The organism is Modestobacter sp. KNN46-3, from assembly GCF_011039295.1.
Map to the genome: position 1 here is coordinate 1 of NZ_JAAKGN010000071.1, position 21,764 is coordinate 21,764.

At 73.4% G+C, this 21,764-nt stretch carries 21 protein-coding genes; 10 read left to right on the plus strand and 11 right to left on the minus strand.

Annotation, left to right across the window (positions count from 1 at the left end):
* From G5C62_RS15320 to G5C62_RS15335, 4 genes are all read right to left on the minus strand, one after another.
* On the minus strand, positions 1-1,415 hold a 1,415-nt coding region (locus tag G5C62_RS15320; RefSeq protein ID WP_206330667.1), incomplete at its 3' end, for a hypothetical protein.
* The gene (locus G5C62_RS15325) at positions 1,412-2,599 is read right to left on the minus strand and encodes a TRAFAC clade GTPase domain-containing protein (protein WP_164701670.1); all 1,188 of its coding nucleotides are present in this window, start codon (positions 2,597-2,599) and stop codon (positions 1,412-1,414) included. The genes G5C62_RS15325 and G5C62_RS15320, both read right to left, overlap by 4 nt.
* Before the next feature lies 1 nt (position 2,600).
* Positions 2,601-2,738 (minus strand): hypothetical protein, encoded by a 138-nt coding sequence (locus tag G5C62_RS15330; protein WP_164701671.1) that lies wholly within the window; start codon positions 2,736-2,738, stop codon positions 2,601-2,603.
* Between the two features lie 17 nt (positions 2,739-2,755).
* Entirely contained in the window at positions 2,756-3,859 is a 1,104-nt protein-coding gene (locus tag G5C62_RS15335) for a serine/threonine-protein kinase (RefSeq protein WP_164701672.1), read from the minus strand.
* Positions 3,860-4,108: 249 nt separating this feature from the next.
* Between G5C62_RS15335 and G5C62_RS15340 the strand changes: the two genes are divergently transcribed.
* From G5C62_RS15340 to G5C62_RS15350, 3 genes are all read left to right on the plus strand, one after another.
* Positions 4,109-5,833, plus strand: a complete 1,725-nt coding sequence (locus G5C62_RS15340) for a bifunctional diguanylate cyclase/phosphodiesterase (RefSeq protein WP_164701673.1) — start codon at positions 4,109-4,111, stop codon at positions 5,831-5,833.
* A 113-nt stretch (positions 5,834-5,946) separates the two neighbouring features.
* Positions 5,947-6,216 (plus strand): type II toxin-antitoxin system Phd/YefM family antitoxin, encoded by a 270-nt coding sequence (locus G5C62_RS15345; RefSeq protein WP_164701674.1) that lies wholly within the window; start codon positions 5,947-5,949, stop codon positions 6,214-6,216.
* Positions 6,216-6,647 carry a type II toxin-antitoxin system VapC family toxin gene (locus G5C62_RS15350; protein ID WP_164701675.1) on the plus strand — a complete coding sequence of 144 codons (432 nt, stop codon included), beginning with the start codon at positions 6,216-6,218 and terminating at the stop codon, positions 6,645-6,647. Before G5C62_RS15345 ends, G5C62_RS15350 begins: the two co-directional genes overlap by 1 nt.
* Before the next feature lie 145 nt (positions 6,648-6,792).
* Here G5C62_RS15350 and G5C62_RS15355 read toward each other — a convergent pair whose 3' ends face one another.
* Both G5C62_RS15355 and G5C62_RS15360 read right to left on the minus strand, forming a co-directional pair.
* On the minus strand, positions 6,793-7,278 hold the full coding sequence (locus G5C62_RS15355) for an allene oxide cyclase barrel-like domain-containing protein (RefSeq protein ID WP_164701676.1): 486 nt from the start codon (positions 7,276-7,278) through the stop codon (positions 6,793-6,795).
* Between the two features lie 26 nt (positions 7,279-7,304).
* Entirely contained in the window at positions 7,305-7,784 is a 480-nt protein-coding gene (locus tag G5C62_RS15360; RefSeq protein ID WP_164701677.1) for a hypothetical protein, read from the minus strand.
* A 164-nt stretch (positions 7,785-7,948) separates the two neighbouring features.
* Between G5C62_RS15360 and G5C62_RS15365 the strand changes: the two genes are divergently transcribed.
* Together G5C62_RS15365 and G5C62_RS15370 are read left to right on the plus strand one after the other, a co-directional pair.
* On the plus strand, positions 7,949-9,898 hold the full coding sequence (locus tag G5C62_RS15365; protein ID WP_164701678.1) for a GAF domain-containing sensor histidine kinase: 1,950 nt from the start codon (positions 7,949-7,951) through the stop codon (positions 9,896-9,898).
* Positions 9,895-10,530 carry a response regulator transcription factor gene (locus G5C62_RS15370; protein ID WP_164701679.1) on the plus strand — a complete coding sequence of 212 codons (636 nt, stop codon included), beginning with the start codon at positions 9,895-9,897 and terminating at the stop codon, positions 10,528-10,530. Before G5C62_RS15365 ends, G5C62_RS15370 begins: the two co-directional genes overlap by 4 nt.
* On the opposite strand, the gene G5C62_RS15375 is transcribed toward G5C62_RS15370, so the two are convergent.
* Positions 10,493-11,929: an ADP-ribosylglycohydrolase family protein gene (locus tag G5C62_RS15375; RefSeq protein ID WP_164701680.1), complete on the minus strand. Its 1,437-nt coding sequence runs from the start codon at positions 11,927-11,929 to the stop codon at positions 10,493-10,495. The two genes, G5C62_RS15370 and G5C62_RS15375, sit on opposite strands and share 38 nt — an antisense overlap.
* A gap of 70 nt (positions 11,930-11,999) precedes the next feature.
* Between G5C62_RS15375 and G5C62_RS15380 the strand changes: the two genes are divergently transcribed.
* Positions 12,000-13,025 carry an aldo/keto reductase gene (locus G5C62_RS15380; protein ID WP_164701681.1) on the plus strand — a complete coding sequence of 342 codons (1,026 nt, stop codon included), beginning with the start codon at positions 12,000-12,002 and terminating at the stop codon, positions 13,023-13,025.
* Positions 13,026-13,083: 58 nt separating this feature from the next.
* Here the strand turns inward: G5C62_RS15380 and G5C62_RS15385 are convergent, their stop codons facing one another.
* A complete protein-coding gene (locus G5C62_RS15385; protein WP_164701682.1) occupies positions 13,084-13,917 on the minus strand; it encodes an alpha/beta fold hydrolase in 834 nt (277 codons plus the stop codon).
* A gap of 180 nt (positions 13,918-14,097) precedes the next feature.
* Between G5C62_RS15385 and G5C62_RS15390 the strand changes: the two genes are divergently transcribed.
* Positions 14,098-15,600, plus strand: coding sequence for an NAD(P)/FAD-dependent oxidoreductase (locus G5C62_RS15390; RefSeq protein ID WP_164701683.1), 1,503 nt, complete (start codon positions 14,098-14,100; stop codon positions 15,598-15,600).
* A gap of 98 nt (positions 15,601-15,698) precedes the next feature.
* Here G5C62_RS15390 and G5C62_RS15395 read toward each other — a convergent pair whose 3' ends face one another.
* Together G5C62_RS15395 and G5C62_RS28720 are read right to left on the minus strand one after the other, a co-directional pair.
* A complete protein-coding gene (locus tag G5C62_RS15395) occupies positions 15,699-15,959 on the minus strand; it encodes a hypothetical protein (RefSeq protein ID WP_241175925.1) in 261 nt (86 codons plus the stop codon).
* 90 nt (positions 15,960-16,049) lie between these two features.
* Positions 16,050-16,184 carry a hypothetical protein gene (locus G5C62_RS28720; RefSeq protein ID WP_277424788.1) on the minus strand — a complete coding sequence of 45 codons (135 nt, stop codon included), beginning with the start codon at positions 16,182-16,184 and terminating at the stop codon, positions 16,050-16,052.
* 433 nt (positions 16,185-16,617) lie between these two features.
* On the opposite strand from G5C62_RS28720, the gene G5C62_RS28155 reads away from it, so the two are divergent.
* Positions 16,618-16,821 (plus strand): LuxR C-terminal-related transcriptional regulator, encoded by a 204-nt coding sequence (locus G5C62_RS28155; protein WP_241175926.1) that lies wholly within the window; start codon positions 16,618-16,620, stop codon positions 16,819-16,821.
* Between the two features lie 107 nt (positions 16,822-16,928).
* Positions 16,929-19,607, plus strand: coding sequence for an MGH1-like glycoside hydrolase domain-containing protein (locus tag G5C62_RS15405; protein WP_164701684.1), 2,679 nt, complete (start codon positions 16,929-16,931; stop codon positions 19,605-19,607).
* A gap of 68 nt (positions 19,608-19,675) precedes the next feature.
* Here the strand turns inward: G5C62_RS15405 and G5C62_RS15410 are convergent, their stop codons facing one another.
* Positions 19,676-20,569 (minus strand): phosphorothioated DNA-binding restriction endonuclease, encoded by an 894-nt coding sequence (locus tag G5C62_RS15410; RefSeq protein ID WP_346774124.1) that lies wholly within the window; start codon positions 20,567-20,569, stop codon positions 19,676-19,678.
* A 210-nt stretch (positions 20,570-20,779) separates the two neighbouring features.
* Here G5C62_RS15410 and G5C62_RS15415 point away from each other — a divergent pair, with 210 nt between their 5' ends.
* Positions 20,780-21,496 carry a DUF4352 domain-containing protein gene (locus tag G5C62_RS15415; protein WP_206330669.1) on the plus strand — a complete coding sequence of 239 codons (717 nt, stop codon included), beginning with the start codon at positions 20,780-20,782 and terminating at the stop codon, positions 21,494-21,496.
* Positions 21,497-21,764 lie beyond the last annotated feature (268 nt).

Below are 21,764 nucleotides of genomic sequence, written 5' to 3' on the forward strand. Positions count from 1 at the left end.
GACGCCGCCAGCCGCTCCGCCGCCCAGGGCAGCGCCGACCGCACCACCGACGGCGGGGTGGAGCCACCGAGGGTCAGGAACCAGTCGGGGTCCTCCAGCAGCAGGTGCCCGAACAGTGATGCCGAACTCGCCGGCCAGGCGTCGACCCCCGCCCACTCCCGCACCAGCGCCTCCCGCACCACCGGCCGGCCGGTGGCCAACCGGGCCAGCCCGGCGAGGTCGTCGGTCAGCTCCAGCAGTGCCACGGGCTGGGGAAGCGTCACCGACTCCTCGACGAGCGCGGCCGCGGCCCCGCCGACCTCGGTCAGTCGGCGACCGCGCGCCAATTCGTCGACGAAGGCCTCGCACAGCTCCGCCCGGGTCAGCCCGGTGAAGCCGGTCGGTACGGCTGTCTTGGCCGCGCCGCCGAAGACGGCGGTCAGCGCGGCGTCGAGCTCCCGGTCGCGCAGCCGGTCCCAGGCATCGGGGTGCTGGGCGAGCGCCGTCCGCAGCGCCACCTCCACCTCCGGGGACGACGCAGCCACCGCGCAGGCGACGTCCACGGCGTCCGGGGAGGACAGCCACCACCCGGCCTTCTCCGACTCCAGCACCCCGACCAGCTGGGTCGGGGTCAGCGACGCGGGGTCCATCCCGGTCCAGGTGTCGGTGAACAGCCACCGGTCGAGGGTCTCCAGCTTGCGCACGTTGTCCGAGCACAGCTCCTTCTTCGCTGCCGCCTCCAGCAGCGCCCGCGCCCGCGCGGTGTCCTGCCCGTCGGGCACGACATCGGCGAGCACGTCCGGCCCCACGTGCACCCGCACCGGAGCAGCGTCGCCCGAGGCGGACGCCGTCCCCATGTGCAGGGCGACGGACGAGGCCAGGGCCCGCGGCAGCACGTCGAAGACCGTTTCGGCGACGTCGCGCCCCGCCGCCGTCCGGGCCGGCAGCCCGACCACCCCCGCACCGGCGGCCACCGCGGCGAGCACCAGAGCCACGCAGGGCACGAGGGCGTCGACGTCGTCGGCGGTCAGGGCCGACAGCGACCGGCGGGCCGACGGCACCTCCACCGCCGGCGCCTCCCGCGAGGGTTCGGCCGCTGCCGGGAGCCCGTCGAGGAACCCGCCGCCGCTCCGGAACGCCAGCACGTCCCGGGGTGTGACCCGGCCGGCGCCGTCCCAGAGCAGGTGCACCAGGTAGTTGCCCGGCCGGCCGAACGCATCGGTCCCGGCCGGGACCTTGCGGTAGGCGATCCGCCCGCCGGCGGTGTGCAGCAAGCCGAAGGACTCCTCGACGTCGAGGGAGATCAGCGGGCCGAGCGTCGCGCGGCTGTCGCCGACCTCCGCAGGCCAGTCCGGCGACAGCTGGACGACGCCGAACCCCGGTCCCTCCAGCGTCCGGCTCGCCGACGTGTAGACCAGCTGCGGGCAGGTGGTCATCGGCGCAGCCGATCGGCGGCGGCGCGGGGCGAGACGCCGTCCAGGTCCAGCCCGTCGCTGGGCAGGAACCGGTGCCGCGCCAGCAGCACCAGCAGCGGTTCCAGGCAGCCCACCGGGCTGATCGAGGGGTAGGCGCCGTCGCTGGCCTCCGACCCGGTCGCCGACACCGCGTGCACGGTCGGGTCCGGCAGCCGGGTCAGCAGCGTGGTCAGCAGATTGCTGCCGCCGTTGACCTCCAGGAAGTCGACCAGGCGGGCGCTGTTGTCGCGCACCTCCTCGAACAGGCTGGGCAGCCCGGTGACGCTGATCTCCGGGTTGCGCAGCGTGTCGGCCGGGAAGTCCGGCCGGGCGAGCAGCTTGTCGGCCTTGCTCAGGATCACCCCGGTCGAGACCCCCTCCAGGAAGCCGTCCCGGCGCAGCCCGCGGGCCGAGCGCAGCAGGTCGGCCAGGTTGACCAGCATCTGCGTGGGCCGGGCCATGCCCAGCGCGCCCTCGCCGGGGTCGGCCACCGTCTGCAGCCCGGGGAACATCCCCGGCGAGAGGACGACCAGCACCGCGCTGGCCACGTACAGGAACTTGCTGAACTGCCCCAGGTCCTCCTTCCGGTAGAGCTGCTCTCCGGAGGCGTCGAACAGGACGACGTTCATCGACCGCTCCGGCCCGCCCTGCGTCGCCCGCCGCAGCACCAGCGTCAGCGGCTCCGGCGACTGGCCCTGCTCCAGCAGCGGCGGGGTCAGCGGCAGCTGCCGGTGGTCGACCAGCAGCGGCTGGTGGTACTGCCGTTCGAACCGGTCGGCGCTGTACTCGTCCAGCTCGACCGAGATGTCCAGCGGGGCGAGGGCGCCGGCGTGCAGCGCGTCGATCAGCACGGTCAGGTAGGTGCTCTTCGAGGCGCCGGTGAGGCCCACCACGCCGACGACGACGGTCGGTCGGGTGGCGTAGTCCGGCGGCAGCCGGTGGCCGTTCGGGCAGACCGGCACGGCGTCCACCGCGTCGGAGGCCGCCGCCCTCGCCTGGGACGACGGGCCCGGCGCGGGCTGGCCACCCCACCGCCCCTCGCTGAAGCGCTGCCACGCGCTGCGCCGCGGGACCGGCACCGGCTGCGGCCCGCCGAACGGGCTGCGCAGCAACGGCACGGGGAACGACTCCAGGCACCGCGGGCAGACCAGGTCCTTCTTCGCCATCTCAGGCCACCAGCGAGACGTAGCCGAACACCGTCGTGATCGCGAACACCAGCAGCAGCACCCGCTGGCGCCGCAGGTACCGGTGCCGACGTGCTTCCAGCGCCTGCTGGGCCATCGCCCGCTGGTACAGACCGGACACGACGCCTCCTCGGGGGATCAGAAGATGATGAACGTGACGACGGTGAGGACCACGGCGGTCACCAGCCCGAGCACGACGGCGCCGGCGATCGCGGCCGCGTAGCCGGTGGGGGTGTCGGCGATCGCCCGCTCCAGCCGGGAGAGGTGGTAGCGGACCGCCTCTCGGACGGCGACGACGGACCGCAGGTCCTGCAGCACCGTCCGGGGGGAGGGGATCTCCGACGGCTGCTCCAGCCAGCGGGTCTGCTGCTCGACGTCGCGGGCCAGCTCCGAGATCGTCGGCCGCCGGTCCGGTGGGACCCGCAGCGCGTGCGACACCGGGTCGAGCAGGTTCGGCGGCACGGCGGAGAGGTCCACCCGGCCGGCCTGCAGCTCCAGCCAGTAGTCGGCCGGCGCCAGCTCGTCGTCCGGATCGACCGGGTGCCGGGCCCCGGCCGCGTAGGCGATCACCATGCCCCAGCTGTAGACGTCGCTGGCCTCGGTCAGCGGCAGGCCCTGCAGCTGCTCCGGGCTGGCGAACAGCTTCGACCCGAGACCGGCCAGCGCGGTGGTGACCGTGCCGGCGGGCCGCTCGGCACCGAGGTAGCGGCTGATGCCGCAGTCGACGAGGAACACGTCCCGGTCGGTGATGATGATGTTGGCGGGCTTCACGTCGCGGTGGACCACCTCGGCCGCGTGCGCGTCCCGCAGTGCGCGGAGCAGTCCGATGGCGATCCGCCGCAGCTCCTCGGCGTTCAGGCCGCCCTCCCGGGAGGCGAGGAACTCGTCCAGCGGCGTCCCGGCGACGTACTCCTGCACGTAGTAGGGGCTGGCCGCGTCGAGGTCCTGGTCGACGATCTGGGCCACCCGGGGACTGCGGATGCGGGCGGCGTTCTCGACCTCGCGGGCGAACCGCCTCCGGACCAGCTCCCCAGCGCCGGCCGGCAGGCACTTGACGACCACCAGCGGGTCGGCGGCGTCGCTCCGCCCGACGAAGACGTCGGCGCCCTGCCCGCCGCGCGGCAACCGGCACAGCAGCCGGTAGGGCCCGATCTCCGGCGGGTCGCCGGCTTCCAGCGGGTGCACACGGCGGTGCCCGAACCCGTCGGCCAGCCCCTCGGTGGGGGACGAGGCATCTGACATCGTGCCGCGCCCCTCCCGCCGTCGGATCGACCGCGGCCCACGGTAGAGGCCGAACCTGTGCCGACACCATGAGTCCGGATCGCTCCGCCGTGCCCAGGGTGACCGGCGTCCCGGCCGACGGGCGCGCCTCACCCCGCAGAGGTAGCGGAACCGGCCAGTCCCGCCCGCACGGTCAACTGCGCCTGCCGCTGGACCGACCACAACCTGGTGACCTGGTCGACGGCGCCCGCGGTGGCTACACCCCGCATGATGGCGCGCGTCCTCGCGACCTTCTACGTCGCGGCCGGCATCGCCGGGATGCTCGCCGTCTTCGGTCCGGACGCCGGCCCCGAGGGACGCTGGGCGATCTTCGGCCTCGCCATCGTCGTCCTGGCGTGCGGTGCCGTGGCGTTCCGCTGGGGTCCGCACTGGCCGCGCCGGGTGTTCCACTTGCCGGTCGCGTCGGCCGCCGGGCTGGTCGCCGTCGCGGTGATGGTCAGCCCCGACGCCGCCACCGCGATGGCCGCGGCCTCGATCATGGCCTTCGTCGCCGTCGACGCCTGCTTCTTCTTCAGCCTCCCGCTCGCCTGGCTGCACATGGCGTTCGGGATCAGTGCGGTGACCGCCGCACTGCTCGCCCAGGGCGACGTCCCGGCGTCGATCGCGCTGGGGCTGGACGCGATCATCGTCGCGCTCGGCACCGTCGTCCGCGGCCTGGTCATCCGGGCGTCGAGCGCCAGCCGCGACCCGCTCACCGGGCTGGCCAACCGCCGCGGCTTCGACGACGCCCTGCACGAGCTGCGCACCGCGTCCTCCCGCACCGGTGAGGCGCTCTCGGCCGCCCTGATCGACCTCGACCACTTCAAGCAGATCAACGACACCGCCGGGCACGAGGCCGGGGACCGGGTGCTCTGCCGGATCGCCGACGTGTGGCGCCGGGAACTGCCGCCGTCCGCCGTCTTCGCCCGGCACGGTGGCGACGAGTTCGCCCTGCTGCTGCCCGGCGTCGGTGGTGCCGAGGCGCTGACCCTGGTGCGCCGGATCGCCGAGGAGCACCCGGAGATCGGGATCTCCTGCGGTGTCGCCGAGCACCGCCCTGGCGAGGGTGCCGCCGAGCTGATGCGCCGGGCCGACCGCGCGCTGTACGACGCCAAGGCCGCCGGCCGCGGTCGGTGCGAGCTCGAGGGCGGCAACGGCTCCGCGCTCGCCCGCGACCTCGCGGCCGCGCTCGCCGCGGGTGAGGTGGCGGTGCACTACCAACCGATCGTCGCCCTGCCGGACGGCGTCGTCGTCGGGGTCGAGGCGCTGGCCCGCTGGACCCATCCCGAACGCGGCCCGGTGCCGCCGGAGGAGTTCGTCGCGGTCGCCGAGCAGAGCGGGCTGGTCTTCGCCCTCGGGGCGCACGTGCTGCAGACCGCCTGCGCCGCGCTGGCCGGTGTCCGCACCCGGGCCGGAGAACAGGTCACCCTGGGCGTCAACGTCTCCGGCCGGGAGCTCAACGACCCGGGCTGCGCGCAGCGGGTGCAGGACGTGCTCGCCGCGACCGGGTTCCCCGCGCGGCACCTCGTGCTCGAGGTCACCGAGAGCATGCTGGAGGGCGAGTCGCCGGCCGCCGTCGCGACGCTGCACGCCCTGCGCGCCGTGGGGGTCGTGGTGTCCATCGACGACTTCGGCACCGGCTACTCCTCGCTCAGCCGGCTGGACACGCTGCCGGCCGACGTCCTCAAGCTCGACCGCTCGTTCGTCGAGACCGTCAGCTCCTCACCGCGCCGGGCACAGATGCTGCAGAGCCTGGTGACGATGTGCCGCGGGCTCGGCCTCGACGTGGTCGCCGAGGGGGTGGAGACCGCCGAGCAGGAGGCCGCGGTCCGCGCGATGGGGTGCACGTTCGCGCAGGGCTGGCGCTACGGCCGGCCGGTCCCGCTGCCCGACCTGCTCGCCGGCCTCCGCGCCGGCGCGGACCACCACCTCCTGCAGGTCGCCCGCCCCGCCTGACGGGACCGATGACGGGAGCGGCGCGCCAGCGGGACGACGACGCCCGGGGGCTTGCCGACAGCCCCGGTGAGCACCTAACTTCTGTACATCGCAGGTGTACATCGGGAGGCGACATGGCCGGATCGGCTGATCGTCCGTCGCGCACCGTGAGCGTGGCCGAGGCCCGCTCCCGCTTCAGCGAGCTCCTCGACGCGGCGGAGGCGGGGGAGACCGTCGTCATCACCCGGCGAGGCCAGCCGGTCGCCGAGCTCACGCCGCACCCTCTGCCACCCCGCGCGGGAACGCGTGACCTGAGCTGGCTCGCTGAGGAGACGGCGAAGATCTCCTACGACCAGGTCGACTCCGGTGACCTGGTCCGCGGGATGCGCGACGAGCGGTACTGATGCTCTACCTCGACACCAGCGTGCTCATCGCTCTCGTCACCGCCGAGCCGCGCAGCGCGAGGGTGCGCGCCTGGGCCGAGGGCGTACCCGACGTCTTCGCGACGTCGGACTGGGCGGTGACCGAGGCCGCGTCGGCGCTGTCGATCAAACAACGCTCCGGACACGTGACCGAGGTCGAGCGGTCGGTCGCCGACCGTGCGCTCGCGCGGTTCATCGACGAGAACGTCGAGGTCCTCGGCGTCCACCGGGCCGACTTCCGCGTCGCGGCCCGGTTGTCGGCCCGGCCGGCGCCCCCGCTGCGCGCCGCGGACGCCCTGCACCTGGCCGTGGCCGCCCGGCACGGTGCGGTCGTTCACACGCTGGACGATCAGCAGGCAGCCGGGGCGCTGGCCCACGGCATCGACGCCGTGATCCCGGTGCCCCGGGCGTGACCGCTCCGGTCCAGCGTCGTCCGATCGGCTCGGTCCGCAGGGACGACGACGGCGCGAGCGCGGAGTGCGCCGTGCGGCTCTCCGGCGCCTGGTCCATCGCGCGCCCGGGGTGCCGACGCGACGGCGTCGGCACCCCGGGCACGGATCAGCGGAAGTGGATCTCCAGGTCGACGATGTCGGTGTCCGGTCGGAAGGTGCCGCGCACCTCGCCGCCGGCGTCGGCGTACCGGCCGGTGCCACCGGTCACCGCCCAGACGTACCCGGCCGGCCCCTCGCTCAGGGTCTCCCCGAACGCGCCCTGCACGGTGATCGTGCCCTTCGGCAGCATCAGCGTGGCCGTGCAGGAGCCGACCAGCCGGGTCTCGGTGAACTCGGCCAGTGTGCAGCTCCCGACGGAGCTGCCGATGGACCTCCCATCGCGCCGGACGTCGTCGAGGAAGACCTGGGTGTCGCCCGCGCTCGATCCGGGGTCGCCGAGGTCGAGGTCGGTGTTCCGGATGACCTCCGTCGAGAGTCGGAGGGGGCGATCGTCTGCTGCGGCGGAGGCCACGGTGAGCAGCGAGCCGGCGACGACCACCGCGCCGGCGATGCCGATCGCGGCGGGACGGGAAACGGTTCGGGACAGGGACATGGCAGTGCTCCTTCGGGGGTGGGGGATCAACCGGTGAACGCGAGGTAGAGCGCGCCGGCTCCGATGAGCGCAGCGAGGACGAGGGCGGCTGCGGCGGAGGCGGGGAGCCGGCCCAGCCGGCGCTGGGCGGAGACCGCGAGCCCGGCCGCCCCGCCGGCGAGGACCGAGGGCAGCCCGGTCCAGAAGACGACGATCGTGACGACGCCGAGACCGGCCAGCAGCAGCGCGCGCCGGGCGGTCCGCTCCGGCGCGACGGCGCGGGCCCGGGCGGTGGCCAGGCCGACCAGGACGGTTGCGACGGCGACGAACGCGAGGAGCAGGGCGAGACCGCCCCAGCCGCCGTTGCCGCTGAACTCGACCCCCCACTCGGCGGGGCCGGACTTCCACGGGGTCTGCACGTACGTGCCCACCAGCGCGCAGGCGAGGGCGACGCCCGCGCCGGCGGCGGTCCAGCCGTCCGGCGCCGGCAGTGCTCGGCGGTGGGCAGTGGGGCTGAGGGTGGTCATGGTGGTCCTCCGGGTGCCGGGTGGGGAACGGACGCCGACCACCGTGGCCGCCCGCGCCGACCCGCCGGATGAGCGCGACGACCCGGTCGGACCGGGAGGACGTCCCGGTCCGACCGGGACACGAGGAGCCCCGGCCGGGACGCCGCCGGGGCCACACTCACGGGATGAGGTCCCGCGCGGGAACCACCGGCGCCGCGGTCGCGGCCGTGGTCCTGTGCGCAGGAGCAGCGGTGCTGGCCGCCTGGGTCGACGGGCGGGCACCACGGCTGGACGTCTCGGTGTCCGGAGGGGTGTACGCGGTGGGCTGCGCCGTGATCGGTGCGCTGCTGGTGCACCTTCGTCCGCGCAACGCCATCGGCTGGCTGCTGATCCTCGTCGGCGCACTGCAGGGGCTCAGCGCGTGGAGCAACGCCTACGGCGGCTACGGCGTCGACGTCGCCGAGCCCGACTGGCCGCTCGCCCCGGTGGTCGCCCAGGTCGGCTCGATGGCCTACCTGCCGTCCCTCGTGCTGCCGGCGACCGTGCTCGTGGCGATCTACCCGTCGGGGCGGCTGCCGGCCCGGTGGTGGCGGTGGCCGGTGGGCGCCGTCGCGGCCGGCCTCGCCGTGGTCACCGCGCTCAGTTCCGTGGACCCGGAGGCCTACGACGACGTCGTGCGCTCCCGGCCGGCTCCTGTCTCGCTGCCGCCCTCCGTGTGGACGACGGCGGCGCTGGCCGCCGCCGCCGCAGCCGTGCTCGGTGGAGCCCTCGTCATCTGGGCCGGGACCGCGGTGCGGCTGGTCCGCGCCCGCGGGGTGGAGCGGCAGCAGCTCGCCTGGCTGACCGTCGTCGTCCTGCCGCTGATGATCGCGGTGTTCCTGATCCCGGTGCCCGAGTGGGCGTTCGCGGGGCTGGCGTGGATGGTGCCCGGCTCGGTGCTGGTGGGCGTGGTCTTCTACCGGCTGCTCGGGGTCGTGGTCAGCCGGGCGCTGGTGTACCTCGCCCTCACCGTCGCCGTCGTCCTCCTCTACCTGTCCGCCGCCGCCGCGGTGGCGGCTGCGTTCGGCCGCACCTTCTCGCCGGTCACCGGCGCCGTTGCCGCGGCGCTGCTCGCCGTGGCGCTCAGCCCTGGCCGCGCGCGCCTGCAGGCCGCCGCCGACCGGTTCGTCTACGGCCGACGTCGCGATCCGGTGGGCGCGGTCACCGAGCTGGGCGACCGGGTGGCGAGTGCGCCGGAGCGGGACCTGCTGCCCGCGGTCCTGGACACCGTCACCGCGGCCCTGCGTTCCCCGGCCGCCCGGGTCGCCCCGCCGGGAACGGTGGTCGCGGACGAGGTGGCGGTGCCGTTGCGGGTCGGTGGGCAGGACGTCGGCACGCTGGTCGTCGCCCGGCGCGCCCCGGGCGAGCCGTTCACCCCGGCCGACCGGCAGCTGCTGGCCGTGCTCGCCCCGCAGGTGGCCGTCGTCGTCCGGGCGCTGGCGCTCGCCGGGGCGCTGGAGGACGAGCGCGTCCGGGTGGTGTCGGCGACGCACACCGAGCGCGACCGGATCCGCCGTGACCTGCACGACGGGCTGGGCCCCACGCTGGCCGGCATCGGCCTCGCCGTGCAGGCCGTGCAGGCCCAGCTCGGGGAGCGGGCCGACCCCGGGTCGGCGGCGCTGCTCGCCCGGCTGAAGGACGAGGTCGACGCCGCCGTCGGCGAGGTGCGGCGGATCCTGGACGGGCTGCGGCCGGCGCCGCTGGACGACGTCGGTCTGGTGGCCGCCCTGGAACGGCACGCGGCCGCCCTCAGCTCCACCGTGCCGGTGCGGGTCACCGCCGAGGACCTGCCGCCGCTGCGGCCCGACGTCGAGACGGCGGCCTACCGCATCGCGCAGGAGGCGCTGACCAACGTGGCCAGGCACTCCCGCGCCCGGTCGGCCGAGCTGGGCCTGCGGGCCCGGGACGGCCACCTGGAGGTCGCGGTCGCCGACGACGGCGCCGGTTTCGGGCCGGCCGACCCGGCACGGTGCGACGGCGTGGGGCTGGCCTCGATGCGCACCCGGGCGCAGGCGGTGGGCGGGGACCTGACCGTGACCAGCGGCCCGTCCGGCACCCGCGTGGTCGCCGGACTGCCGTTGGAGGTGCCCGGATGACCGTCCGCGTCGTCCTGGCCGACGACCACCCGATGTACCGGTTCGGGCTGCGGGCCGTGCTCGACGCCTCGCCGGAGGTCGAGGTCGTGGGGGAGGCCGCCGACGGTGCGGAGCTGCTGGCGCAGGTGGAGCGGTGCACGCCGGACGTCGTCCTCACCGACCTGTCGATGCCGCGGCTGTCCGGCGCGGCCGCGGTCGACGAGCTGTCCCGCCGGCACCCCGAGCTGGGCGTGCTGGTGCTGACCATGCACGAGGACGACGCCTCGCTGTTCGGTGCGCTGCGCGCCGGTGCCCGCGGCTACCTGCTCAAGGGCGCCGACCGGGAGGAGATCGTCCGCGCCGTGCTCGCGGTGGCCGGCGGCGACGCCGTCTACGGAGGGGCGGTCGCCCGCCGGGTGGTCGACGCACTGACCGGGGCCCGAGCCCCGGCGCTGCCGGAGCTCACCGACCGGGAGCGCGAGGTGCTGGACCTGCTGGCCGCCGGGCTGTCGACCGGGCGGATCGCCGCCCGGCTGGGGCTGTCGGACAAGACGGTGCGCAACCACGTCTCCGCGGTCCTCACCAAGCTGCAGGTGCCCGACCGGTCGGCGGCGGTCACCCGCGCCCGCGCCGCCGGTCTGGGGAGGACGTGACGCCGTCGGTCGAGTCGGGCGCGCGCTCCAGGGCGGCGGTGAAGCTGTCGTTCCAGCGGCCCAGGTGCGGCCACGCGTCCTGCACCCTGGCAGTCGCCTCTGCGGCCGAGAGGCCCTCCGTCCGGCGCAGCCACGCCCGCAGGACCAGGCCGGTGCGGGACGCCCCGCCGTGGCAGTGCACCAGCACCGGCCGGCCCTCCGCCCGCAGCGCGGCGATGTCGTCGAGGACGTCGGCCAGGACGGCGTCCACCTCGCTGTTCGCGTCGTCGTCGGTCAGGTAGGCGAACCGCTGGACGTCGTGGCCGAACGGCTCGCCGGTGCGGCACAGCGAGACGACGGCGAAGTCCCGCGAGCTGGCCCGGGCGCCGTCCAGGTCCGACGCCCACACGCCATCGACCACCTCGCGCGGCTCGAGCCGCCGGCTGCGCGCGGCCACGTGCCGGCCGGTCGGGCGGCCGTCCAGCGTCGCGGCGAGGGCGTGCAGGTCGGCCAGGTCCCAGCGCTCGTCGCCGTGCCCGGGCACCCGCCCGTGGACGGCGGAGGTCCAGCGCATCGGGATGCCGGCGATGCCGAACACCGCTCCGGCCAGCCCGCCCGCGACCGCGGCCACCGTGTCGGTGTCCCCGCCCAGGTCGATGACCAGCCGCATGACCCCGGCGAAGTCGGTGGCATTCCGTAGCGCCCACGCCGCCTGCCCCAGCGTCGGCCACACGGCGCCGTTGCCCTCGGTCGCCTGCTCCGGCGTCCAGCCCGGTGCGAGCACGGTCGCCCAGCGGCCGCGGTGCTCAGGCTGTACCAACTCGAGTGTCGTGGGGATGGCGGCCAGTGGGTCGCCGCCGTCCAGCGCCACCCGCACCAGCTCGTGGAAGACCGCGCAGCCCTCGCCGGCCGAGGGGTCGCCGTGGGTGAGGGCGGAGATCCGGCGGGCGGCGTCCATGGTCGCCGCCGTGCCGGAGCGGGCGAACCAGATCGCGGCCGGCGTCGTCCGCATCAGCGAGCCGTTCCCCGCCGCGTGGCCGGACCGGGCGAAGTGCTCGGCCGCCGCGACGTCCCATGGCCGGCCCGAGCCGAGGACGGCGTGGGTCTGCTTCCCGACGTCCGGCGGGTCGGCCCGCAGCCAGGTGCGGAACCGCTCGAACAGGTCCGCCTCGTCCAGGCCGCCGCGTTCGATCAACGACGCGGCGACGAGCAGCGCCAGCTGGGTGTCGTCGGTGAACTCACCGGGCTCCCGGTCCGGCGAGCCGCACATCTCGGTGGCCGAGCCGCGGGCGGGGGAGGGGAAGCGAGCGGAGAAGCGGCCAGCCGGGCCGAACTCGAACGGGGCGCCGAGCGCGTCGCCGACCGCGGAGCCGATCAGCGCACCGGCGACCCGGTGGGCGCGGGGCATGCTCTGGGTCATCGAACCTCCTGCACGGACGGTGTTCGTCTGTGCCGTTTGCCCCGCCCGTTGCGGAGGGCAACCACGGCGCATGGAGATGCGCACGCTCGGCCGCACCGGCGTCAAGGTCAGCCCACTGTGCCTCGGCGCGATGATGTTCGGCGCCTGGGGCAACACCGACCACGACGAGTCCGTCCGAATCGTCCACGCCGCCCTCGACGCGGGGATCAACTTCGTGGACACCGCGGACGTCTACTCCGCCGGGGAGTCCGAGGAGATCGTCGGCAAGGCGCTGGCCGGCGGACGGCGGGACGACGTCGTCCTCGCCACCAAGGCCCACGGCAAGATGGGCGAGGACCCGAACCAGCAGGGCAACAGCCGCCGCTGGCTGGTGCAGGAGGTCGAGCACAGCCTGCGCCGGCTGCAGACCGACTGGATCGACCTCTACCAGATCCACCGCCCGTCGCCGGACACCGACGTCGAGGAGACCCTGGACGCGCTCACCGATCTGCAGCGGGCCGGCAAGATCCGCTACTTCGGCTCCTCCACCTTCCCGCCGTCCCAGATCGTCCAGGCCCAGTGGGCCGCCGAGAAGCGGCACAGCGGCCGCTTCGTCACCGAGCAGCCGCCCTACTCGATGCTCGTGCGCGGCATCGAGAACGAGGTGCTGCCGGTCTGCCAGCAGTACGGCATGGGCACCCTCGTCTGGAGCCCACTGGCCGGCGGCTGGCTGTCGGGCAAGTGGCGCAAGGGCCAGGACGCCCCGGAGAGCAGCCGGGCCGCCCGGATGGGTGCCCGCTACGACCTCTCCGACCCGGCCAACCAGCGCAAGCTGGACGCCGCCGACGCGCTGGCCCAGCTGGCCGAGCAGCACGGCCTGAGCCTGGTCGAGCTGGCGATCGCCTTCACGATCCGCCACCCGGGGGTCACCTCGGCGATCATCGGCCCGCGCACCATGGAGCAGCTCACCAGCCAGCTGCCCGCGGCCGACGTCGTCCTCTCCGCCGAGGTGCTCGACGCCATCGACGCGATCGTCCCGCCCGGCACCAACATCAGTGCCGCCGACGCGGGCTACCAGCCGCCCGCGCTCACCGACGCCGCGCTGCGGCGCCGTTGAGCGTCCCTGCCTGACGGCCGGCGCGCCGCCGGCCGTCAGGCAGGCACCAGCCCGCTGATCAGGACATCGGGTGCTCGCCGAGGAACTCGGCGACCAGTGGTACGAACTCCTCGCCCCGCTCGGTGCCGAGCGCGTGGCTCGAACCGGGGCCGGTGAACATCTCCAGGCGCGCCCCGGGGATGGCGCCGGCGACCTGCCGGCCGTGCCAGGGCGGCGTCAGCAGGTCCTGTTCCCCGGCGACCACCAGTGTCGGGGCGGTGATGCCGCCGAGCCGGTCGAGGGTGTCGTGTGCGAGGTCGGCGTCCCACTGCTCGGCGGTGGTGCGGATCTGCTGCTCGGTGCTCGGGAACAGCGGCAGCAGTTCCCCGATCAGCGAGCCGAACTCGGGGCTGTCCAGCAGCTGCGGGGAGAACGCGACGCCGAGCGCGCCGAGCGCCGCCTCCAGGTCACCGGTGCGCCACGGGTGCGCGAGCCCGATGAGCATCGCCCGCTGGAACCCGTCGGTGCGGCCCCAGGTGCAGTAGAGGACGAGCGAAGCGACCCGCTCGGGCACCGCCAGGGCGAGCTCCTGCGCCACCGCGCTGCCCAGCGAGTAGCCCAGCACGTGAGCGCGGTCGACACCGAGCGCCTCGAGCAGCCCGCGCGCGTCCGCGGCCAGCGACGCGACGCTGATTTCCCCGGCCCCCCGCTCGGAGCCGCCCATGCCGCGCAGGTCATAGGTGATCACCCGGTAGGTGTCCGCCCACGCCTGCGCCAGGTCCACCCAGAACCCGAGGGACTGGCTGGTGCCGTTGATCACCAGCAGCGGCTCGCCGTCGCCGTACTCCTGCACGGCGGCGGCGATGTCGCCGACCTGGACGGTGCGCGGCGCGTGGACGGTCGGTGTGGTCAACGGGACTCCCAGGGCTCGAACGGCGGCTGCACGGTGACCTGGAGCACACCACACGGAGGTCGGCGCCCGGAAGACCGCCCGTCCGGCACGGCCTCACGGTGCCTTGTGACCGCCGTCACAAAGGAGTGGTAGAACGGACCGCAGACGCCGTCCGGGGCGAGGCGAGGGGGGAAACGCGACATGACGATGACGGAGCCGTCCGCAGTGTCGGTGCAGGAGCGTGTCGAGCACGTGGACGTGCTGGTCGTGGGCGCGGGGATCTCCGGCATCGGGGCCGCCTACCACCTGCGCGATCAGCTGCCGGGCACGAGCTTCGTCGTCCTCGACGCACTGGAGAACCACGGCGGCACCTGGTGGACCCACCGGTACCCCGGCGTCCGCTCCGACAGCGACCTGTTCACCTTCGGCTACCGGTTCAAGCCCTGGCGCGGCCCCTCGATCGCCAGTTCCGAGGAGATTCTGCACTACCTCGACGAGGTCGTCAGCGAGAACGGCTTGGACGAGCACATCCGATACCAGCACCGTGTCACCGCGGCGAGCTGGTCGTCGGAGGACCGGCGCTGGACGGTGCAGGTGACGCGCGGCGACACGGGGGAGGAGCTGCTGTTCACTACCGGCTTCCTCTGGATGTGCCAGGGCTACTACCGGCACGCCCAGGGCTACACCCCCGAGTGGCCCGGCGTGGACCGGTTCCAGGGGCAGGTCGTCCACCCCCAGACCTGGCCGGAGGACCTCGACCACACCGGCAAGCGCGTGGTGGTCATCGGCTCGGGCGCGACCGCGGCGACGCTCATCCCGGCCATCGCCGAGACCGCGGCGCACGTGACGATGCTGCAGCGGTCCCCGACGTTCTTCTACGCCCGGCCCAAGACCCACGAGCTGGCGACGACGCTGCGCGCCCTCGACGTCCCGGCGGAGTGGACCCACGAAATCCTCCGGCGCGCCTACCTGGCCGAGGCCGCCGAGATCACCCGGATGTCCTTCGAGCAGCCGGACGAGCTGCGTGAGTTCCTCATCGAGTCGATGCGCCCGCTGTTGCCCGAGGGCTTCGACATCGACCAGCACTTCAACCCGACCTACCGGCCCTGGCAGCAGCGGTTGGCCATCCTGCCTGACGGCGACCTGTTCGCCGCGCTCCGGGAGGGCGCGGCCTCCATCGTCACCGACACCATCGACTCGTTCACCGAGACCGGCATCCGGGTCAGCTCCGGCGAGGTCTTGGAGGCCGACGTCGTCGTCACCGCCACCGGCTTCGACCTGAGCGTCTTCGGCGACATCGCCTTCACCGTCGACGGCCAGCCGGTCGACTTCGCCGGAACGGTTACCTACCGGGGGCTCATGTTCACCGGCGTGCCCAATCTGGCCTACGTGTTCGGCTACTTCCGGAACAGCTGGACGCTGCGCGCCGACCTCATCAGCGATTTCGTGTGCCGGCTGTTGCGGCACATGGCGGAGAAGGGAGCGACGACGGTCGTCCCAACCCTGCGTGCGGAGGACGCCGACATGCCACTGGGCCCCTGGGTCGACCCGGAGAACTTCAACCCCGGCTACCTGGCGCGCTCCATGCACCTGATGCCCAAGCAGGGCGACCGGGAGCCGTGGACCCACCTGCACGAGTACACCGTCGAACGGGAGCTGCTCCCGGCCGCCGACCTGGACGACGGCACGCTGGCCTACTCGTAGATCGCCGGCGGGCCGAACGGACTACCGGCTGACCGCCACGGTGGCCGCGATTTCGCGGACCGCCTCCAGGTCGGCCGGCGCGGGCGCGCCGGTGAGGCTCAGCGGTGCGGCGACTGCTTCCACCGCAGTGCGCCGGTGATCCGCAAGATGCTGGCCAGCGCGCCGGACATGTAACCGATGTTGGCCGGCGTCCCGAGCAGGACGCCGTCGGCGGCCAGGACGTCGGCCGGTCCGGCGGACAGCGCCGGCCGCACGCTGAGCTCCGCGTCCTCCACCAGGGCGACGCCCTCGCGCACCGCCTCCAGCACCGCCTGCAGCGCCGGGGAGGGGGTGTGGTGGACGACGAGCAACTGCGGCAACCCGGCACCCTGCCACGGGGCACTGCTCTCGGGCGGCGGAGCTCCTGGCCGCGACCTCGCCCGGTCGGTGTGAGCCAGCAACGGACGTCGTCAGGGAGCGGCGGCCACCGGCGTGCCGGGCGACGGTCGCAGCGGCGTCAGGGCGAACGCCTCCGCGAGCAGGGCCTGGATCATCAGCTCGTCGGCGCCGCCCTCCGCCACCAGCTGCTCCAGCGTGACCAGCACGTCGCCCGGGCCGGACGAGGTCGACGCCGCCGTCGGCGAGGTGCGGTGGATCCTGGACGGGCTGCGGCCGGCGCCCCGGGACGACGTCGGCCTGGTGGCCGCCCTCCAACGGCACGCCGCCACCCTCGGACCGACCGTGCCGGTGCAGGTGACCGCCGAGGAGCTGCCACCACTGCGCCCCGACGTCGAGACGGCGGCCTACCGCATCGCGCAGGAGGCGCTGACCAAAACGTGGTCCGGCACTCCCGTGCCCGCTCGGCCGAGCTGGGCCTGCGCGCCCGCGACGGCCGGCTCCGCGTGGTCGCCGGCCTGCCGTTGGAGGTGTCCGGATGTCGGTCCGCGTCGTCCTGGTCGACGACCACCCGATGTACCGCTTCGGGCTGCGGGCCGTGCTCGACGCCTCGCCGGAGGTCGAGGTCGTCGGGGAGGCCGAGTGCTCCCGGAGCTCACCGACCGGGAGCGCGAGGTGCTGGACCTGCTGGCCGCCGGGCTGTCGACCGGGCGGATCGCCGCCCGGCTGGGGCTGTCGGACAAGACGGTGCGCAACCACGTCTCCGCCGTCCTCACCAAGCTGCAGGTGCCCGACCGGTCGGCCGCGGTCACCCGCGCCCGCGCGGCCGGCCTGGGCGGTGCGTGATGTCGGACGGGGCAGCCGGTACGGGCGAGGCGCCCGGCGGGTGAGTCTCGTCTCGGACGGCCGGTTGGGACACCGGGACGCAACGCGATCGTGGGACCGTGGTCGTCGTGTCTGCCGCGCCGCCTGAACCCCAAGACACTGATCGACCCCGCAGCGCCGAGCACGGCCGGCTGGCCGAGTCCGACGACGTCGCCGCCCCGTGGCGGATGTGGGGCCCGTACCTCGCCGGTCGGCAGTGGGGCACGGTGCGCGAGGACTACTCCGCCGACGGCGACGCCTGGTCCTCCTTCCCGTTCGACCACGCCGTGGCCCGCTCCTACCGCTGGGGCGAGGACGGCCTGGGCGGGATCTGTGACCGCTACGGCTTCCTCAACTTCGCCTTGGCGATGTGGAACGGCAAGGACCCGGTCCTCAAGGAGCGGCTGTTCGGCCTGACCAACGGCGAGGGCAACCACGGCGAGGACGCCAAGGAGCACTGGTGGGCCACCGACGGCACGCCGACGCACTCCTGGATGCAGTGGCTCTACCGCTACCCGCAGGCCGAGTTCCCCTACGCCCGGCTGCGTGAGGAGAACGCCAAGCGCACCCGGCTGGAGCGGGAGTACGAGCTCGCCGACACCGGCGTCCTCGACGAGGACCGGTTCTTCGACGTCCAGATGACCTACGCCAAGGCCGGCCCGGACGACGTCTGCATCACCGTCACCGCCACCAACCACGGGCCCGAGGCGGCACCGCTGCACCTGCTCCCGCAGGTCTGGTTCCGCAACACCTGGTCCTGGGGCCTGGACGACCGCAAGCCCACGCTCACCGCGCGGACGGACGAGGAGGTCGTGTCGGTCGTCGCCGAGCACGGCTACCTGGGCCGCTGGGTGCTCGCCGCTGACGGCAGCCCCGAGGTGCTGGCCTGCGACAACGAGACCAACGCCGTCGCCCTCTTCGGCGCGGAGCGCAACGCCACCGAGTACCCCAAGGACGGCATCAACCGCCGCGTCGTCGGTGAGGACAAGTCCGCGGTGAACCCCGAGGGGACCGGCACCAAGGCCGCGTTCTGGTACGAGTGGGACGCCGTCGAGCCGGGTGAGACCGTCACCGTGAAGCTCCGGCTCACCCAGGCCGAGCCCGAGCAGCAGGTGTTCGGCGCGCAGTTCGACGAGGTGCTGACCGCCCGGAAGACCGAGGCCGACGAGTTCTACGCCGGCGTCATCCACCCGGAGCTGTCCGAGGAGGACCGGCACGTCGCCCGCCGCGCCTACGCCGGCCTGCTGTGGACCAAGCAGCTGTACCGCTTCGACGTCGCCCGCTGGCTGGATGGCGACCCCGACGTCCCGGCGCCGGAGGAACGGCGGGCCAAGGGGCAGCGCAACACCAGCTGGCGGCACGTCGCGCTGGCCGACGTCATCTCCATGCCCGACGAGTGGGAGTACCCGTGGTTCGCCGCGTGGGACACCGCCTTCCACACCCTCCCGCTGGCGCACGTCGACCCGTACTTCGCCAAGGAACAGCTCGTGCTCATGTGCCGCGAGTGGGCGATGCACCCCAACGGGCAGCTGCCGGCCTACGAGTGGGCGTTCGGGGACGTCAACCCGCCGGTGCACGCCTGGGCGGCCTGGCACGTCTACCGGCTCGACGGCTACCGCGACCAGCAGTTCCTCATCCGGGTGTTCACCAAGCTGCTGATGAACTTCTCCTGGTGGGTCAACCGCAAGGACGCCGACGGCTCGAACGTCTTCGAGGGCGGCTTCCTCGGGATGGACAACATCGCGCTGTTCGACCGGTCCGCCCCGCTGCCGCCCGGCTACCGGCTCGAGCAGTCGGACGCGACCAGCTGGATGGCGTTCTACTGCCAGCAGATGCTCAAGATCGCGCTCGAGCTGTCCCGGTTCGACACGGCGTGGGACGGCGTCGTCACCAAGTTCTTCGAGCACTTCCTGGCGATCTCGGAGGCGATGAACGCCTTCGGCTCGCACGAGGTGTCGCTGTGGCACGAGGAGGACGGCTTCTTCTACGACGCCCTGGTCGCCCCCGACGGGACGGCCGAGTCGCTGCGGGTGCGCTCGATGGTCGGCCTGCTGCCGATCCTGGGCGCCACCGAGATCCCGACCTGGGTGGCTCAGCGGTTGCCGGACGTCGCCGAGCGGGTGCGCTGGCTGCAGAAGCGCCGTCCCGAGCTGATGGGCCCGCTGCGCAGCAGGTCGACGCCCGAGGGCCGCAAGCTGCTGCTCTCGCTGGTCGGCAAGGAGCGGCTGCAGCGGCTCCTGCAGCGGATGTTCGACACCGAGGAGTTCCTCTCCCCGTTCGGCATCCGCTCGCTGTCGAAGTCGACCGGGCAGGTGTTCGCCAACGTCGGTGGGCGCGACGTGTCGATCGAGTACGAGCCGGGGGAGTCGCGCACCGGGCTGTTCGGCGGCAACTCCAACTGGCGCGGGCCGGTCTGGTTCCCCGTCAACGTGCTGCTGGCGGACAAGCTGCGCACCCTCGGCCGGCACTACGGCGACTCGTTCACCATCGAGATCCCGACCGGGTCGGGCACGCAGTGCACGCTGGTGGAGGCCGCCGACCTGATCGACGACTCCCTCACCCGGCTGTTCCGCCCGGTCGACGGCAAGCGCCCCGCCGACGGCGACCGGATCGAGTCCACCGACTCACCGCTGTGGCGTGAGCACCCGACGTTCAGCGAGTTCTTCGACGGCGACACCGGCGAGGGTCTGGGCGCCACCCACCAGACCGGCTGGACAGCGCTCGTCGCCCACCTCCTCAACCCAAGGCTCCCCGCCGACCCCCGCTGAGCCTGACCTGTCTGAGGGGCCAAAGTCGCGACTTTGGCCCCTCGGACAGGTCCTCTGACCGGACCGGGTCAGCTGGCGAGCGGCAGACCCTGGAACACCTGTCGACGGTGCCAGGCGACGTGCTCAACGGCGGGCGGCTGCGTGCCCGGGCGCGGGGCCAGCCGCCTGCCGTGCAGCTCGTACACCGCTCGACCGGATGACGTCCTCGCGCTGAAGCGCTGCGAGACGGTCACCGCGAGATCGTCGTCCAGCCCGAGCACCCCACGGTCGAACAGCTTGTGGTGCAGCGAGCAGAGCGCCAGACCGTTGTCCAGGTCGTCGGGGCCCTGCTCGGTGAACCAGCGCACGTGGGCAGCCTCGACAGCCACCGCCATACCAGCGAGCCGGCCGTCGAATCCGCAGAACGCGCACTGTTCGTCCCAGGCGCGCAGGATCGATGCCCGCCAGGCCGCGCTCCGCTTGCGCGCCACCGGGGAAGGCATGCCGGGGTGTGTCAGCTCCGGGTCGAAGCCGACGGCCAGCAGGACGTCGCCCGCCACCGTCGGCGGGAAGTGACTGTCTACCAGCGTGCGGGCCACGGTGCTGACCAGCGTGGGATCTGCCGTCAGTCGTTGCTCGAGAGCCGCCTCGAAGCGGCCGGTCACTCCGGTGCGGAGGGGACTCACCTTGTCGTCGGCCACGGCCTTGTCCAGCACCCAGATCTGGTCGGCGCGCAGTCGGGTGAACGGGTAGGCAGCGCTCTGCGCGCGTCCGGTGTTGGACGCGGGCCCGAACTCGGCGATCAGTTCGGACAGCTTCTCCTCGGCAACCGACCAGGGCACGTCGCTCTTGCCCGTCGCGGCAAGCCGGCTGAGTGCGAGCAGTGCGAGCAATGGCTTGTGGGGCGACCGGTGTCCGTTGCGCTGGTGCTGGCGGAGTGAGGAGAAGGCGGAGAGCACGTCCTCCGTTGCTGCACCGGACAGAGCCTTCTCGTCCTTCTGTAGCGGCTCCACGATCAAACTGTCGCACGGCGAGGCGTCCCATTCGGCCGGGGATGACATTCGTCGCAGTTGCTCGACGACTTCTTGGTCATCGGCAGTAACGGATGTGACGGATGGGTCTGAGGCGGCTCGAGTAGGCGGAATCTGACACAACAAACAAGCCGATTGGTCGACTGTGGTCCGCCGCTGTGAGTGGGCAGCCCTTTAGTTTCGGATCAGCACGTCTTGGATCAATACGGGGAGACCGACATGACGCATCCGCCCACGCTCGAGCAGCGGCCCGAGCAGCCGCCGCAGGTCAAGGCCAAGAAGCCGCTGTACAAGCGCGCTTGGTTCATCATCCTGGCCGTCATCGTGGTCCTCGGTGTCGCTGCCAACCTGGGCGGCGGCGACGCGGACACCGATGCTGCGGCCAGTGGTGCGGACGCGGCGGCCCCGGACGCGGTGGCCCCGGACGCGGCGGCCCCGGATGCTGCGGCTCCGGTGGCTGAGCCGGCAGTCGAGGAGTCGAGCAACCCGGGCATCGGGGAGCCTGCTGCCGACGGCAAGTTCACCTTCGTCGTCAACGGTGTCGACTGCTCGGCGACGGAGATCGGCAGCGAGTACATGAACACGACAGCGCAGGGGCAGTTCTGCATGGTCGACGTGACCATCTCGAACACCGGTAACGAAGCGCAGAGTTTCTTCGGCGACAACGCCAAGCTGTTCAACGCTGAGGGGCAGGAGTTCTCGGCGGACAGCGAGGCAGCCATCTACCTGGAGGACTCGTCGTCCCTCTACGAGGAGATCAACCCGGGTAACACGCTCAACAGCAAGGTGATCTTCGATGTGCCGTCCGGCACGGTGCCGACGGCGATCGAGCTGCACGACTCGGCGTTCTCCGGTGGGGTCACCGTCGACCTGCAGTGAGCTGACCACTGACACAGGGCCCCTCGCCAGCTCGGCGAGGGGCCCTGTGTCCTTCGACCAACGCCACCTTCCTGACGGACCAGGAAGTCGACGCTCTCCTAGCGATGCGACGCCCGGGCTCAGTCCGGGCGGGACACCCCGCCCCGGCCCCACTGCAGACCGCAGGAACGGCAGGCGAGTGTCGGTTCGTCCGGCTCCACCATGCAGCCGCCCAACTCCACCAGGCCGCGTTCGGCCAGCAGCATGCCCTCGGGATCAGGCATCCCCC

Excerpts from the sequence above, each read along its gene's own strand:
- G5C62_RS15325 (WP_164701670.1), bottom strand. The coding sequence starts at position 2,599 with ATGGCGAAGAAGGACCTGGTCTGCCCGCGGTGCCTGGAGTCGTTCCCC.
- G5C62_RS15335 (WP_164701672.1), bottom strand. The coding sequence starts at position 3,859 with ATGTCAGATGCCTCGTCCCCCACCGAGGGGCTGGCCGACGGGTTCGGG.
- G5C62_RS15340 (WP_164701673.1), top strand. The coding sequence starts at position 4,109 with ATGGCGCGCGTCCTCGCGACCTTCTACGTCGCGGCCGGCATCGCCGGG.
- G5C62_RS15345 (WP_164701674.1), top strand. The coding sequence starts at position 5,947 with ATGGCCGGATCGGCTGATCGTCCGTCGCGCACCGTGAGCGTGGCCGAG.
- G5C62_RS15350 (WP_164701675.1), top strand. The coding sequence starts at position 6,216 with ATGCTCTACCTCGACACCAGCGTGCTCATCGCTCTCGTCACCGCCGAG.
- G5C62_RS15355 (WP_164701676.1), bottom strand. The coding sequence starts at position 7,278 with ATGTCCCTGTCCCGAACCGTTTCCCGTCCCGCCGCGATCGGCATCGCC.
- G5C62_RS15360 (WP_164701677.1), bottom strand. The coding sequence starts at position 7,784 with ATGACCACCCTCAGCCCCACTGCCCACCGCCGAGCACTGCCGGCGCCG.
- G5C62_RS15365 (WP_164701678.1), top strand. The coding sequence starts at position 7,949 with ATGAGGTCCCGCGCGGGAACCACCGGCGCCGCGGTCGCGGCCGTGGTC.
- G5C62_RS15370 (WP_164701679.1), top strand. The coding sequence starts at position 9,895 with ATGACCGTCCGCGTCGTCCTGGCCGACGACCACCCGATGTACCGGTTC.
- G5C62_RS15375 (WP_164701680.1), bottom strand. The coding sequence starts at position 11,929 with ATGACCCAGAGCATGCCCCGCGCCCACCGGGTCGCCGGTGCGCTGATC.
- G5C62_RS15380 (WP_164701681.1), top strand. The coding sequence starts at position 12,000 with ATGGAGATGCGCACGCTCGGCCGCACCGGCGTCAAGGTCAGCCCACTG.
- G5C62_RS15390 (WP_164701683.1), top strand. The coding sequence starts at position 14,098 with ATGACGATGACGGAGCCGTCCGCAGTGTCGGTGCAGGAGCGTGTCGAG.